The organism is Thalassovita sp. (assembly GCF_963691685.1).
Taxonomy (GTDB): Bacteria; Pseudomonadota; Alphaproteobacteria; order Rhodobacterales; family Rhodobacteraceae; genus Thalassobius.
Genome location: NZ_OY829290.1, coordinates 994,524 through 1,008,908 on the forward strand (window position 1 = coordinate 994,524; position 14,385 = coordinate 1,008,908).

The 14,385-nt window shown below is 61.7% G+C and carries 16 protein-coding genes; 4 read left to right on the plus strand and 12 right to left on the minus strand.

All coding sequences use genetic code 11. The features are described from left to right. Positions 1–2: 2 nt before the first annotated feature. The 9 genes from uxuA to uxaC are packed head-to-tail and all read right to left on the minus strand — an operon-like array spanning position 3 to position 8,889. The gene (uxuA, locus tag ACORLH_RS04840; RefSeq protein ID WP_321831470.1) at positions 3–1,193 is read right to left on the minus strand and encodes a mannonate dehydratase; all 1,191 of its coding nucleotides are present in this window, start codon (positions 1,191–1,193) and stop codon (positions 3–5) included. Next, complete coding sequence (locus ACORLH_RS04845; protein ID WP_321831471.1) at positions 1,190–2,665, minus strand: mannitol dehydrogenase family protein; 1,476 nt, start codon at positions 2,663–2,665, stop codon at positions 1,190–1,192. Before ACORLH_RS04845 ends, uxuA begins: the two co-directional genes overlap by 4 nt. Next, positions 2,643–3,383, minus strand: a complete 741-nt coding sequence (kduD, locus tag ACORLH_RS04850) for a 2-dehydro-3-deoxy-D-gluconate 5-dehydrogenase KduD (RefSeq protein ID WP_321831472.1) — start codon at positions 3,381–3,383, stop codon at positions 2,643–2,645. Before kduD ends, ACORLH_RS04845 begins: the two co-directional genes overlap by 23 nt. Beyond that, a complete protein-coding gene (kduI, locus tag ACORLH_RS04855; protein WP_321831473.1) occupies positions 3,380–4,204 on the minus strand; it encodes a 5-dehydro-4-deoxy-D-glucuronate isomerase in 825 nt (274 codons plus the stop codon). The genes kduD and kduI overlap by 4 nt, the downstream gene beginning before the upstream one ends. Before the next feature lie 30 nt (positions 4,205–4,234). Next, on the minus strand, positions 4,235–4,567 hold the full coding sequence (locus ACORLH_RS04860) for a cupin domain-containing protein (RefSeq protein WP_321831474.1): 333 nt from the start codon (positions 4,565–4,567) through the stop codon (positions 4,235–4,237). Positions 4,568–4,577: 10 nt separating this feature from the next. Further along, positions 4,578–5,858 carry a TRAP transporter large permease gene (locus ACORLH_RS04865; RefSeq protein WP_058242716.1) on the minus strand — a complete coding sequence of 427 codons (1,281 nt, stop codon included), beginning with the start codon at positions 5,856–5,858 and terminating at the stop codon, positions 4,578–4,580. Then, entirely contained in the window at positions 5,858–6,415 is a 558-nt protein-coding gene (locus ACORLH_RS04870; protein WP_321831475.1) for a TRAP transporter small permease, read from the minus strand. Before ACORLH_RS04870 ends, ACORLH_RS04865 begins: the two co-directional genes overlap by 1 nt. A 57-nt stretch (positions 6,416–6,472) precedes the next feature. Next, complete coding sequence (locus tag ACORLH_RS04875; RefSeq protein ID WP_321831477.1) at positions 6,473–7,456, minus strand: TRAP transporter substrate-binding protein; 984 nt, start codon at positions 7,454–7,456, stop codon at positions 6,473–6,475. 26 nt (positions 7,457–7,482) lie between these two features. Continuing rightward, positions 7,483–8,889, minus strand: coding sequence for a glucuronate isomerase (gene uxaC, locus ACORLH_RS04880; protein WP_321831478.1), 1,407 nt, complete (start codon positions 8,887–8,889; stop codon positions 7,483–7,485). 162 nt (positions 8,890–9,051) lie between these two features. Here uxaC and ACORLH_RS04885 point away from each other — a divergent pair, with 162 nt between their 5' ends. Next, positions 9,052–9,750: a GntR family transcriptional regulator gene (locus ACORLH_RS04885; protein WP_321831479.1), complete on the plus strand. Its 699-nt coding sequence runs from the start codon at positions 9,052–9,054 to the stop codon at positions 9,748–9,750. Beyond that, positions 9,747–10,658: a sugar kinase gene (locus tag ACORLH_RS04890; protein ID WP_321831480.1), complete on the plus strand. Its 912-nt coding sequence runs from the start codon at positions 9,747–9,749 to the stop codon at positions 10,656–10,658. Before ACORLH_RS04885 ends, ACORLH_RS04890 begins: the two co-directional genes overlap by 4 nt. Before the next feature lie 47 nt (positions 10,659–10,705). Here ACORLH_RS04890 and ACORLH_RS04895 read toward each other — a convergent pair whose 3' ends face one another. Beyond that, positions 10,706–11,230 carry a CBS domain-containing protein gene (locus ACORLH_RS04895; RefSeq protein WP_058242721.1) on the minus strand — a complete coding sequence of 175 codons (525 nt, stop codon included), beginning with the start codon at positions 11,228–11,230 and terminating at the stop codon, positions 10,706–10,708. An 84-nt stretch (positions 11,231–11,314) separates the two neighbouring features. Between ACORLH_RS04895 and ACORLH_RS04900 the strand changes: the two genes are divergently transcribed. After that, a complete protein-coding gene (locus ACORLH_RS04900) occupies positions 11,315–11,503 on the plus strand; it encodes a hypothetical protein (RefSeq protein WP_420719802.1) in 189 nt (62 codons plus the stop codon). 82 nt (positions 11,504–11,585) lie between these two features. Here ACORLH_RS04900 and nqrM read toward each other — a convergent pair whose 3' ends face one another. Further along, complete coding sequence (nqrM, locus tag ACORLH_RS04905) at positions 11,586–11,828, minus strand: (Na+)-NQR maturation NqrM (protein WP_321831482.1); 243 nt, start codon at positions 11,826–11,828, stop codon at positions 11,586–11,588. Between the two features lie 15 nt (positions 11,829–11,843). Beyond that, a complete protein-coding gene (locus tag ACORLH_RS04910) occupies positions 11,844–12,863 on the minus strand; it encodes an FAD:protein FMN transferase (protein ID WP_321831483.1) in 1,020 nt (339 codons plus the stop codon). A gap of 177 nt (positions 12,864–13,040) precedes the next feature. On the opposite strand from ACORLH_RS04910, the gene ACORLH_RS04915 reads away from it, so the two are divergent. Continuing rightward, a complete protein-coding gene (locus ACORLH_RS04915; protein ID WP_321831485.1) occupies positions 13,041–14,384 on the plus strand; it encodes a Na(+)-translocating NADH-quinone reductase subunit A in 1,344 nt (447 codons plus the stop codon). Position 14,385: the final 1 nt, after the last annotated feature.

The following is a 14,385-nucleotide window of genomic DNA, read 5'->3' on the forward strand; positions in this document are numbered from 1 at the left end:
GATTACCCCTCCGCCAGACCATAGGCGATGCCGGCGGCCAGTCCGCGCAGTTCGGCCAGACCACGCAGGCGCCCCACCAGCGGATAGCCGGGGTGGGCATCGCCACCGATGTCACTGGCCAACTCGTGGCCATGATCCGGGCGCACCGGGATCGCGGCATCGCTGCGCCCTTCGGCGCGGCGTCGGGCCTCTTCGCGCAGGATCACCGCCATCAGCGCCGCCATATCGGTGTCACCCGCCAGATGGGCATCTTCCTGAAACGATCCATCCGCCTCTTTGCGCACATTGCGCAGATGGGCAAAGTGGATCCGGTCGGCAAAGCGTTTGGCGATGGCCGGTACGTCATTGATCGGGTTTGCGCCCAAGGAGCCGGAGCAGAGCGTCAGACCGTTGGCCGGGCTGTCCACAGCCCCCAGGATGAAGGCGATGTCTGCCTCATTTGACACGATGCGCGGCAGACCCAGCAAGGGACGCGGCGGATCGTCGGGATGCACACAAAGGCGCATGCCCAGATCTTCGGCGGCGGGCACGACCTCCTCAAGGAAGCGTTTGAAATTGGCCCGCAGATCATCCGCAGTAAACCCCTGCCAGGGCGCAAGGGCATCGCGCAGGCTGTCCACGTCATAGCGCGCATAGGCCCCGGGCAGGCCGGACATGATGGATTTCACCAACTCGGCCTGCTGCGCCGCGCTGGCGTTTGCATGCCAGTCTTTGGCACGGGCGACGACATCCGCCGGGAAGTCATCCGCAGCGCCGTCCCGGCCCAGCATGAAGACGTCAAAAGCAGCCATTTCAACAGCGTCATAGCGCAGCGCATTGCCCCCTTCGGGTAGCGGTGCATGCAGGCTGGTGCGGGTCCAATCCAGCAGCGGCATGAAGTTGTAACAGATCGCCTGCACACCCTCGGCCGCCAGATTGGCCATCGATTGGCGGTAGTTGGCAAAGAGCTGTGTCAGATCGCCAGCACCGCGTTTGATGTCTTCGTGCACCGGCAGGCTTTCGACCACGGCCCAGTGCAGGTTGCCGGGGGCGGCTTCGATCATGGCTTTGCGTTCGGCAATAGCTGCGCGCGGCCAGACCTCACCGTAGGGCAGCTCATGCAGGGCGGTCACCACGCCGGTGGCCCCGGTCTGGGCGACTTCGGGCAGGGTGATGTGGTCAAGCGGGCCGAACCATCTCCAACTTTCGATCATGCGTCGGTCCTTTCTGCGGCGGTCAGTTTGGCGACCATGGCGCGGGCGCCATGTTGGCTCAGGCCTTGGTAGGCATCGGTCACAGCCTGTGAAAACGTGGGGTTGCTGGCCAGCGTGTTTGGAAACACCTCCTCCATGCTGAGGAGGGCGGCCACTGCGGCGGCGGGCGTTGCGGCACTGTCCGAGGCGGCGCGCAGACGCTCGGCCAGCGGATCGCGCACATCAATCGCCTTGCCCGCCTCATCCACACCACCGACGTAGCGCATCCAGCCCGCAACCGCGAGGGCGAGGCCATGGATGTTGCCACCCCGCGCCAGTTGATCGGCGATGGTGCCCAACAGGCGCTGCGGCAGTTTCTGGCTGCCATCCATGGCGATTTGCCAGGTGCGGTGGCGGATTGCCGGGTTGCGATAGCGCGTCAGCAGGGCATCGGCATAGGCTGGCAGATCCTCCCCTTCGGGGCGGGTCAGGGTCGGCTGGATCTCATCACGCCACAGATGCTGGCACAGCGCGGCAAAGGGGGCGTCGGCGATCGCTTCGGCAATGGTTTCGTGTCCGGCCAGATAGCCCAGATAGGCCAGCGTTGAATGGGTGCCATTGAGGCAGCGCAGCTTCATCAACTCATGCGCTTCGACCGATTTGACCAGCTGCGCCCCTGCCGTTTCCCACGCCGGGCGGTCGCCGTTGACGAAATCATCTTCGATGACCCACTGGCGGAAGGGTTCATGCATCACCGCGCCGGGATCATAGTAGCCTGTGGTGGCCTGCAGCTGTGCCACATCGGCCGCGGTCGTGGCGGGGGTGATCCGGTCGACCATGGTCGAGGGGAAGCGCCCCTCAGCCGCGATCCAATCGGCCAGATCCGCATCGCGGGCGCGAGCAAACTCCAGCACAAAGCCGCGTGCCAGAACGCCGTTGGAGGGCAGGTTGTCACAAGACAGAACGGTAAAGGGCGCTAAGCCCGCGGCGCGGCGGCGTGCCAGCGCTTCAACGATGAAACCGGGGGCGGTCTGCGGTGCCGCTGGATTGGCAAGATCGGCCTTGATGCCCGGATCATCCAACCGCAACTGACCCGTCGCGGGTTCGTGGCAGTAGCCTTTCTCAGTGATTGTCAATGACACGATTTTGACCGACGGATCGGCCATTGCAGCCAGCACCGCCTCGGGATTTTCGGGGGCGACAAGAACGTCGCGGATTGCCGTAATGACCTGGGTTTCCGGCCCCTCTGGGGACAGGGTGACGGAGGTGTAGGCGCCGCCCTGCGGCTGCAGTTGATCCCGCGCCGCCGTGCTGCGCAGGCTGACCGCCAGGATGCCCCAATCGCCCCCTTGGGCGGTAAGGGCCTCATGCGTGTAAACGGCGTTGAACGCACGGAAAAACGCGCCGGGGCCGAGGTGGACGATGCCGACCTTGGGGGCGGGGCCGTCTGGGCGGGTTAAGCGGGGGGCTTTATCGGGCAAGCCAACCTCCATCAACGTTGATCACCGCGCCATGAATGTAGCGCGCGGCGGGGGAGCATAGGAAAGCGGCAGTGCCGCCGATGTCTTGGGGATCGCCCCAGCGACCGGCGGGAATACGGTCCAAAATCGCTTGGTTCCGGTCCGGGTCGGCGCGCAGGGCATCGGTGTTGTTGGTGGCGATATAGCCCGGTGCGATGGCGTTCACATTGATGCCCCGCGCGGCCCATTCATTGGCCAGGATCTTGGTCAGACCCGCCACCCCATGTTTGGATGCGGTGTAGGACGGCACCCGGATGCCGCCCTGAAACGACAGCAGTGAGGCGATGTTGACGACATTGGCCTCAGTGTCGGTTGCCAGTGCTTCCCTGGCAAAGGCCTGCGTGGTGAAAAACAGCGCCTTCAGGTTCACATCCATCACCGCGTCCCAATCCGCCTCAGAAAAGGAGGCGGAGTCTTCACGGCGGATGATGCCGGCGTTGTTGATCAGGATCGAATAGCCCGCACCGTCAAAGGTGTCCTGCGCGGCCATCGGATCGGCAAAGTCCAGCAGCAGCGTCTCGGCCTGGCCACCTGCGTCCTGGATCTTGGCAACGGTATCGTCACAGGCGCGCCGGCCTGCGCAGGTGACCTGCGCCCCCTGCGCGGCCAGTGACACCGCAATGGCACGGCCTATGCCGGTGTTGGCACCAGTGACCAGCGCGCGCCGCCCGTTGAGGGAAAAGGCGGTCATTTCATCTCTCCGGGTTGGATGAAGTCCATGTCGGTGTAATCGACGTTGTCCCCGGCCATCGCCCAGATGAACGTGTAAGACCCGATGCCCGCGCCCGAGTGGATCGACCACGGCGGGCTGATCGCTGCCTCTTCATTGGCGATTACCATATGGCGGGTTTCCTGCGGCTCACCCATCAGGTGGAGCACGCGCGATGCTTCATCCATGCCCCAGTAGAGGTAAGCCTCCATCCGGCGGTCATGCACATGGCTGGGCATGGTGTTCCAGACCGATCCCTCCAGCAGTTGGGTGTAGCCCAGCACCAATTGGCAGCTTTCCATCACGGTGGGGTGGATGAACTGATAGATCGCCCGTTTGTTTGAGGTCGCGGCCTCCCCCATCTCAACCTTGTTGGCGTCTTCGATTTTGACCAGCTTGTTGGGGAAGGTCTGATGCGCGGGCGCAGAGGTGATATAAAACCGCCCCTGACCAGCGAAGGTCACAGCGCCGGTGCCTTTGCCAAGGTACAACACATCGCCACGGGCCAGCTCATAGGTGGTATCGCCAGTGCTGATCGTGCCAGCCTCGCCGATGTTGACGATGCCCATTTCGCGCCGTTCCAGAAAGGTTTCGGTGCGGGTCTCTTCCACGTGATCCAGCGTCAGGGGGGTGCCGTTTGGCACGGCAGCCCCCAGCACAAACCGGTCGTAATGGGTGTAGATCAGACGGATTTCACCAGCGGCAAACATGCCCTCCCCCAGAAAGTGCTGGCGCAGGGTGTCCGTGTCCATGCCTTTGGCATGTTCGGGGTGAATGGCGTGGCGGGTTTCTACGGTCAGCATCGGAACCTCTTCGGGGGAAAAACATCAGGGTCACAGGAAATCGTCGCGGCGGGGGGTGAAACAGTCGATCAGCTCACCCGCTTCAAGGCAGATACAGCCGTGTTCGATGCCTGATGGGATCAGGAAACTGTCGCCCGCTTTGACGTCGAAAGTGTCACTGCCCAGCGTGAAGCGAAAGCGGCCGCTGCGGCAGTGGGTGGATTGCACATGTGGGTGGCTGTGCAGCGCCCCTTCCGCCCCGGTATCGAAACGGAAGGAGACCATCATCATCTCAGGCAGCTCAGCCAGCACCTGGCGGGTGACCCCCTGGTCGGGGTGTGCAGGCGGCAGGCCGGGGCTGTTGATCGGGTTGCTTGCTGGCATGGTCGCGACCTCAGTGGAACAGGGACGGCAGCCAGAGCGACAGCGCAGGCACATAAGTGACCAGCATCAGCGTCGCGACCGCGGCGAAGTAAAACGGCCAGATCGAGCGCACCACATCCCAGATCGGCACGCGGCCCACGGCGCAGCCGACAAACAGCACGGCGCCAACCGGCGGTGTGCACAGGCCAATGCCAAGGTTCAGCACCAAAATGACCCCAAACTGCACCGGATCGATGCCATAGGCGGTGGCCACTGGCAGGAAGATCGGCGTGGTGATCACGATCAGCGGCGACATGTCCATGAATGTGCCCAAGAGCAGCAGAGCCACGTTGATCAACAGGATGATCACAAAGGGGTTGTCCGAGAGCGACTTCAGAAAATCCACCACATTGGCCGGCACCTTCAGGAAGGCCAGCAGCCAGCCAAATGCGGCGGCGGAGCCGATCACCATCAGAACCATCGCCGTGGTGCGCACCGCGCCTTTGGTGGCGGCGACAAATTCGCTGAAGCTGAGGGTACGATAGACCAACAGGGTCACAAACAGCGCATAGACCACCGCGATGTTGGAGCTTTCCGAGGCGGTGAAAATGCCCGAACGCACGCCGCCAAAGATGATCGCCACCAGAATGAGGCCGGGCACGGCGGAGGCAAAGAGAACCCCCAGCATCTTGCGGCCCGGGAAAGCCTCCACCGGGTAGCCGCGGCGGCTGGCGACGATATAGGCGGTGATCATCAGCGCCAGGGCCAGCATGAAGCCGGGGATGATGCCCGCGGTAAACAGATCCGCGATGGAGATTTTGCCACCCGCTGAGATCGAATAGATGATCATGTTGTGGCTGGGTGGCAGCATCAGCGCGATGATCGAGGAGACGACGGTGATGTTAACCGCATAGTCGGTGCCATAGCCGCGCTCCTTCATCTGCGGCACCATCAGGCCGCCCACGGCCGAGGCATCCGCCGCAGCGGAGCCTGAGACGCCGCCGAACATGACTGAGGCCAGAATGTTGACCTGCCCCAGCCCGCCTTTGAAATGGCCCACCATGGCGCCCGCCAGGGCGACAAGGCGACGGGCAATGTCACCCCGTACCATCAGGTCACCGGCGTAGATGAAGAAGGGGATCGCCATCAGCGCGTAGACCGAGACGCCCGAGTTCAAGCGCTGGAACACCACCACGGGCGGCAGGCCCAGATAGGCAACCGTGGCAAAGGACGAAGCGCCAAGGCAGAAGGCGACGGGCGTGCCGATCAGCAGCAAGAAGCTGAAAGTGCCAAAGAGAATCCAGAGTTCCATTATTGTGCCTCCACCGGGCGCAGGGCGCCGGGGCCTCCGTTCGGGTCGTCGTCGGTGCCGAAACGTGCTGTGGGCAGGCCCGCGGCACGGCGCAGCAGCCGTTCAAGTGAGAAGAGAATGATCAGCGCGCCACCCACGACCAGCGGGGCAAAGTCAAAGGCGCCTGAAATACCAAGGGAGGGCAGTTTGTTGCCCGCGGTTTTGACCGCCAGTTTGATTCCGTACCAGACCATGCCACCGGCAAAAGCCATGACCACAAGGTCCGAGATCGAAAAGAACACCAGCTTCAGCCGCTCCGGGATGAAGTAGAGCACCACGTCAAAGGCCAGATGGTAGCCTTCGCGCACGCCCACCGCCGCGCCAAGGAAGATGAACCAGCCCATGACCATGACGGCCCCCGGTTCTGTCCAGGGTAGGGATGAGTTCAGCACGTAACGTACAAAAACCTGCAAAAAGATGATGATGGTCATAAAGACCACGCCCAACCCCGCCAGCCACAATGCTGTCTGGCCGATCAGGTTGGTGATATGCGCTGCGCGCATCAGGAAGCGTTGCATCCTGCCCCTCCGCCTTGATGGTGGGTCGCGCGGGATGTCCCGCACGACCCGATCTGCTTATTCTACCGCTTGAATGCGGGCGACCAACGACTGCAGGGCCGGGTCGGTGACGTATTTGTCATAAACCGGCTGCATCGCGGCCACGAAGGGGGCTTTGTCGATGTCGGTGATGATCTCATTGCCGGCAGCGCGCACCTTCTCCTCAGAGGCGGCTTCGCGGGCGGCCCAAAGCTCGCGGTTGACCGGGGTCGAATCCTTGGCGGCCTGCAGGATGATCGCCTGATCCTCCGCCGACAGTTTGTCGAAGGACATTTTCGACATCACCAGAACCTCCGGCACCATCAGGTGCTGGTCCAGCGTGTAGTAGCCGGCAACTTCAAAGTGGCCCGAGCTTTCGTAGGACGGCCAGTTGTTTTCCGCACCGTCAATTACGCCGGTCTGGATGGAGCTGTAGACCTCACCGTAAGGCATCGGGGTTGCGTTGGCGCCCAGGGCTGCCACCATATCAACAAACAGGTCCGACTGCATCACGCGGAACTTCATGCCGGCCAGATCGTCCATCGATTTGATCGGTTTCTGGCTGTTGTAGAAGCTGCGCGAGCCCGCATCATAATAGGTCAGGCCAACCAGATCATGGTTGCCGAAGGCCGCCAGAATGTCAGCACCCACATCACCGTCCAGCACCTTGTGCATATGGTCGGTGGAGCGGAAAATATAGGGCAGCGAGGGCACCTGAGTTTCCGGAATGATGTTATTGAACGGACCCATCGAGACGCGGTTGAGGTCAATCACCCCGAACTGTGTCTGTTCGATGGTGTCTTTCTCTTCGCCCAGCTGCGCTGAGTGGAACACCTCAATACAGATGCGCCCGCCGGAGCGTTCTTTGACCAGATCGCCCATGTGGTTCACAGCGGCGACGGTCGGATAGCCGTCGGAATGTGTGTCCGACGAACGCAGCGTGATTTCGCATTCTGCCAAAGCACTGCCAGCCATGGCCACCGTGCAGGCGGCTGCGGCAAAGGACATAGTTCCCAGTTTCATGTCTTCCTCCCAGTTTGTTGACCGGATCAGAGGCGATAGCCCTCTTTCACCAGACGATATGTAAGGTCGTATGCGACCTCGGTTGCCTCACCTTCACTCAGTCGGCCTGTGCCGACCAGTTGGGCAAGAAATGCACAATCGGACCGCCGTGACACATCATGCCGGGCAGGGATCGAGCAAAAGGCGCGGGTGTCGTCGTTAAAGCCGACGGTGTTGTAGAACCCGCATGTTTCGGTTGTTGTTTCGCGGAAGCGGCGAATGCCTTCGGCGCTGTCAAAGAACCACCAGGGCGGGCCCAGGCGCAGGGCAGGGTAGGCGCCTGCCAATGGTGCCAGTTCGCGCCCGTAGGTGGTTTCATCCAAGGTAAACAGGATGATGTTTAGGTCTTTCTCCATCCCGACGGCATCCAGCATCGGCTTCAACGCCGCGACGTAGTCGGTGCGGCCGGGGATATCGAAGCCTTTGTCGCGGCCATAGCCGGCAAAGACCTGCGCCGAATGGTTGCGGCGGGAACCGGGGTGAATTTGCAGGACCAGCCCGTCCTCAAGGCTCATCCGGGCCATTTCGGTCAGCATCTGGCCGCGAAACGCCTCAGCCTCCTCAGCGGTGGCCTGACCGGTGCGCACCATCTGATAGAGGGCGGCCGCTTCGATCTGTGGCAGGTCCTCGGTCCGCGCGGTGGGGTGGCCGTGATCGCTGGCCGTGGCGCCGAAATCCTTGAAGTAGGCGCGGCGCTTTCGATGGGCGTTCAGATAGCCCTCCCAGGTGGTGATATCTTCGCCGGTCAGCGCGCCAAACGCCTCAAGGTTTTCAAGGAAACCTTCAAAATCGGGGTCCACCACGGCATCAGGCCGATAGGTGGTGATGACGCGGCCCTGCCAATCGCTGTCCCGAATAGCGCGGTGCCATTGCAGGTCATCCAAGGCACCTTCAGTGGTGGCCAGCGCTTCGATGTTGAATTGGTCAAACAGCGCGCGGGGGCGGAATTCGGGTTCTGCCAGTTTGGCGTCAATATGATCGTAATAGGCATCCGCCGTGTCCGCGTTCAGCGGCTCTGTCAGGCCAAAGACGGTCTCAAAGGCGTGGTTCAGCCAGATCGCAGAGGGCGTGCCGCGGAACAGATGCATATGCGCGGCAAACCGGCGCCAGATGACACGAGGGTCGCTTTCCGCAGCACCGCCATCACTGCGCGGCACGCCCAGATCCGCCAGATCCACCCCTTGGGACACCAACATGCGAAAGACGTAGTGGTCGGGCACCACAAACAGTTCAGCCGGGTTTGGGAACCGCGTGTTTTCAGCAAACCAGCGGGGATCACAATGCCCGTGCGGGCTGACGATCGGCAGGTCACGCACCCCGTCATATAGGCGTTGCGCAATGGCGCGCAGGCCCGGTTCAGCAGGGAAAAGGCGGTTGGGATCAAGCAGGCCCATGGGTGTCCTTGTGGTGATTCGTTGTCATTCTGGTAAACTAATATGCTAGATTAGTAGTTGAGTCAAAATGCAGATTGCGCCATAGTGACTCGTGAGATTTTACGGGCCGTATAAAGGGGGCATCGATGGCACCCGGCATGGCCAAAGTGACGGACGTTCAGAATGACCGAATTGCCTTTCGCGGCGCTGCAATCGCGGCCCGCAACCACCACCACGGATCTGGTGTATCGCAAGCTGCATGACGCGATTGTTGCGCTGGAGCTGCCGCCCGGCACCAAAATGTCTGAGGCGGATGTGGCCCGGCAGCTGGATGTGTCCCGCCAGCCGGTGCGCGATGCCTTCTTTCGGCTTAGCGAGCGGGGCTTTCTGCTGATCCGGCCGCAGCGTGCCACCTTGGTTTCCAAAATCTCGGAGGTTGCGGTGCGACAGGCGGCCTTTGTGCGGACCGCGCTGGAACTGGCCTGCCTGCGGGAGGCGATCAAACGGGCCACCGACAGCGATCTGGCCGCGTTGGAGGATCTGCTGGATCAGCAGAAGGGTGCGATTGAGCGTGATGCCTCATCTGAGTTCCACGATCTGGACGACGCGTTTCACCGCAAGATTTGTGACATTTCGGGGCAGGGTTTTGCCTGGTCGCTGATCCGCGAACAAAAGGCTCATATGGACCGGGTCCGCCGCCTGTCCCTGCCGGCCAATGGTCCACGCGCCTATGGGGAGCATTTGGACATCATGGCGGCCTTTCGCAAAGGGGATGTGGTCAGCGCTGAGGAGCATCTGACCCGGCATCTGAGTCATGTGTTTGAAATGGTAGGCATCATTCGTGGCCGCCATCCTGAGCTGTTTGAGGATGCCGGCGCATGACCATGACAGAAAGGATGACGGCTGTGCGTCGCTGCATTGCGATTGGTGAATGCATGGTTGAACTGGCCCCGGCGCAGGACGGCCTGTACCGGTTGGGCTATGCTGGCGATACATTCAATACGGCGTGGTATCTGCAGGCGTCCTTAGCTGCGGGTGAGGTGTGTTATGCCTCGGCCATCGGAACCGATGCGGCCTCGGCCAAGTTGCGCAGTTTTGTGGCGGACAGCGGCATCACGCCTGCCCTGCAAGAGGTGCCTGAAACCAGTGTTGGCCTTTATCTGATTGAAACCAAGGATGGCGAACGTTCGTTTTCCTACTGGCGCAGTGCCTCGGCGGCGCGGCAGTTGGCGGCCGATCCTGATCGCCTGCCGGTGGCAGGGCAGGGCGATCTGTTGTTTTTCAGCGGCATCACAATGGCGATCCTGTTGGGGCAGGGGCGGCAGAACCTGCTGGAGTATCTGAGTGCAGCCCGTGATCGGGGCGCGATTGTGGTGTTTGACCCGAACCTGCGGCCGCGCCTGTGGCAGAGCGGCGATGACATGCGCCATTGGATCACCGAGGCAGCGCGGGTCAGCGATGTTGTATTGCCATCGCATGAGGATGAAGCCGAGCATTTTGGTGACGCGGACCCGGCGGCCACCGGGGCACGCTATCAGGCCCTGGGTTGCGCGGTGGTGATCGTCAAGGACGGACCCGGTGCAGTGCGCATCCTGACGCCGGAAGGGGTGGAAGAGGTGAGCCCGCAGAAGGTGACGCAATTGGTCGACACAACGGCGGCTGGCGATGCCTTCAACGCGGGGATGCTGGCGGCATGGATCGGGGGCGCGGATCTGGCGGCATCGGTTGCGGCCGGCTGCGCGCTCTCGGCCCGGGTTATTCAGGCGCCGGGTGCTTTGGTTCAACTGTAGTCACTGCAATGAAAAGGCCCGCTGGGATGGCGGGCCTTGTTTCGATCTTATCCGACGATCAGCTGTTTCAGCTGCAGCGCCTCATGTTCAAGGGATCGCAGGCGATATTGGATCACATCGCCGATGGTGATCATCCCGCAAAGCTTGCCATGATCGATCACCGGCATGTGGCGGAAGCGCCCGTCCGTCATGCGGCGCAGCACTGAAATCAGCGCATCCTCTGGCGCGCAGGTCTGCACCTCACGGGTCATGTTTTCAGCCACCTGCTGGGGCAGGGTCTGGCCCGGCGTCTCGGCCAGTTTGCGCACGATGTCGCGTTCGGACAGGATGCCGCGCAGGTCACCGGCATCATCCGTGACAACCAAAGCACCGATCCGCTTCTCGCTCAGGATCTCAACCGCCTGACGCAGCGTGTCTTCGGGGCGCACTGAAATCACATCGGTGTTCTTATCGGCCAGCAGCTGACCTACAGTTGCAATGTCTTCAGAGGTGTTGCTCGTTAGGGTCTGGCTGGCCGTGCGCTGACTGTCACTGCTGTCGCCGCGGGTTGGTGGCTGGTATGATGTTGGCATCTTTCCTCTCCTCCAGGCTTGATTGCACCCGTTGTGTTATGTCAGTGAAGCCCAGCTGAGACCCATCGTGCAAGGAAAATCAAATTGTTGCCCCTGAATGACCTGTCTTTGACACCGGCGATTGCGACCGTTTTGTTCTTTGTCGCGGTGGTGGCTGGCTATCGCTATCGGCGTACCTGGAAGGCGGAAGGGCCGCGCTGGCAGCTGTGGCTGTTTGGGGTGATTGCAGCTGTATGCCTACTGATCCTGGGGTTCACGCCGATGGCCAGCTGATCGAAGGGCGGAGCGCCAGACATGAAAAAACGCGGCACCTGAAGGGCCGCGTTTTTTCATATGTACTTTAGGAAGCTTGCGCTTACTGACCGTCTTCGGCGTCCATCTGCTCCAGCATTTTGCGGGCGCGTGGGCAGGCCAGGCGTTCGCGCAGCGGGCTGTCAGGATCGATCTCTTTCTTGCAGACCAGACATTGATCCGCATCCGAGATTGCATTCAACCCACCGCAGCTGCCCTTGATCCGCTTACCCATCAGCATGACGCCCAGCGACATGCCGATCATAACCACACAGAAGAGGCCGAAGGTGAACAGGAATGTTTCCACGGTGTTAGGTCCTGATTAGGCTTGCAACGCGTCGAAACGCGGGCTCGCAGTGGTGACGAAGTCGTTGGTGCCGCGTTCAATGAAGAGAACGGCGAGGTTCTGTTCTTTGGCGATTTCCATGCCGCGGTCCTTGCCCAGAACCAGCATCGCAGTGGCCCAAGCATCGGCCAGCATGGCGTTTTCTGCCAGCACGGTGGCCGAGGTGGTGCGGTGGGTCACGGGACGTCCGGTCTTGGCGTCCAGAATGTGCGAGAAGCGCTGACCGTCCTGCTCGAAGTAGTTGCGGTAGTCACCCGAGGTGGCCAGACCCATGTTCGACAGGCCAACAACCTGCTGCAGCGCCGGCGATGCGGCCAGCGGGGTCTCAACACCGATGCGCCAGTCCAGACCATCAGGGTTCTTACCAGCGGTGACGATGTCGCCGCCAACTTCGACCATGTAGTCCTGCAGACCCAGCGCCGCCAGCGCCTTGCCTGCGGCGTCTACACCGAAGCCTTTGCCGATCGCAGAAAGATATACAGTTGCATCCGCGTTGCGCTTTGCAACCTGATTCCCGCGAATCTCCAGCACGTTCTTCTGACCGGTCGCGGCTGCGACGCGGGTGATTTCCGCCTCAGCAGGGGCCGCGTCGGTTGCGCCGTTTGCGCCAAAGCCCCACAGATCGATCAGCGGGCCGAGGGTGACGTCAAACTGGCCGTCGCTCAGGGCGTTGATGTCTTGGGCGGCGTTCAGAACCTCGGCCAGCTCAGCCGAAACGGTCATCGGCGCGGTGCTGTTCGAAGCGTTCAGACGCGAAACTTCCGAGCCGGAATCCCAGTTGGACATCAGGGTGTTAACACGGGCGAAGGCCATGTTGACGGCATCCTGAGCCTGAGCTTCGGTCACGGCGTTTTTGTGGTCAACTGCGGTGATCTTGTAGGTCGTGCCCATGGTCGCACCCGACAGCTCAATCACGCGCGAGCGCGATTGGCAGGCGGCCAGCGCCAGGGGGAGCCACAGAACAGTACGGCGGGAGAATTTGATGCTTTGGGTCACGAGGAGACTCTCTTGTTTGCTGGGCAGACGTATACGCACACGCGCGGGCAGTGACTTGCGACATATTGACGCAATCTGTTTTTGGCCCGTGTTTACCCCTTTGACATCGACTATCCGGTGCCCCGAAATGGGCGGCGAAAACCCTCGCGCGCCCGTGTCAGCGAAAGCGTAGTGGACGTGCAGCAGTTTATACTGAAAAAAGGCCTCGCCCTCCCTGTGACCGGAGCCCCGGATCAGGGGGATGTAACCCCAATCGATGTGAAGAACGTCGCCGTAATCGGTGCCGACTACATCGGCCTCAAACCTCGTTTGGCAGTGCAGGAAGGCGACGTTGTTGCCGCTGGCGCGCCAATCTTTGCCCATAAGGACACACCTGACGTCAAAGTCGTGGCACCGTTGTCCGGCCGGGTGAAGGCGGTCAATCGTGGCGCCCGCCGCGCCCTGATCAGCGTTGAGATCGAAGTGGACGCCGATGCGGCCGCGCCGGTGGACTTCTCCGCCGTTGGCGACATCGCAACCGCAGAGGGGCTGGCTGAACGGCTCTGCGCTGCAGGTCTGTGGACGTCCTTCCGCACCCGGCCCTATTCCAAGGTGCCTGATCCGGCGTCGCGTCCGGCCGCCCTTTATGTGACGGCGATGGATTCGGAACCGCTGGCGGGGGATGCTGCCAAGATCATCGCGCTGGCACCCGATGCGTTCCGCAAAGGTCTGGAAGCGATCGCAGGTCTGAGCGAAGGCAAAACCTACCTCTGTCAGGAAATCGGGGCCGATGTTCCCGGTGGCGATCTGAACGGGGTTGAGGCCGTTGGCTTCTCAGGGCCGCACCCGGCGGGACTTGCAGGTACACACATGCACTTCCTTGAGCCGCCGACTGCTGCAAAAACCGTTTGGACCATTGGCTATCAGGATGTGATTGCCATCGGTCGCCTGCTGGAAACCGGCACCTATGACGCGACCCGCGTTGTGGCGCTGACCGGCCCGCTGATGAAGCAGCCCCGCCTGGTGCAGACCGTTGCCGGTGCATCCATGGTTGAGCTGTTGTCCGAGGATCTGGAAACCGACGTGCCGGTGCGCATGATTTCGGGGTCGATCCTGTCTGGCCGCGCCGGCGAAGGCCCCAGCGCCTATCTGGGCCGTTACGCGCGCCAGATCACCTTGATCGAAGAAGACCAGAAACAGATCCCGATGGGTTGGATCCGTCCGATGGCGTCGAAATACGCTGTGCAGCCGGTTCTGGGCTCTGCCTTCTCGAAGAAGCTTTACGCTTTGACCTCTAACCTGAACGGTGGCCGCCGCGCCATGGTGCCGCTGGGCACCTTCGAAGCGCTGATGCCGCAGGACTTCCTGCCAACTCAGCTGGTGCGCGCTATGTTGATCATGGACACCGACCAGGCACAGGCCCTCGGGGCCCTGGAACTCGACGAAGAGGATCTGGGTCTCATCGGTTTTGCCTGTCCCGCGAAATATGAATACGGCGATGCGCTCCGCGATTGCCTCACCAAGATCGAGAAGGAGGGCTAAC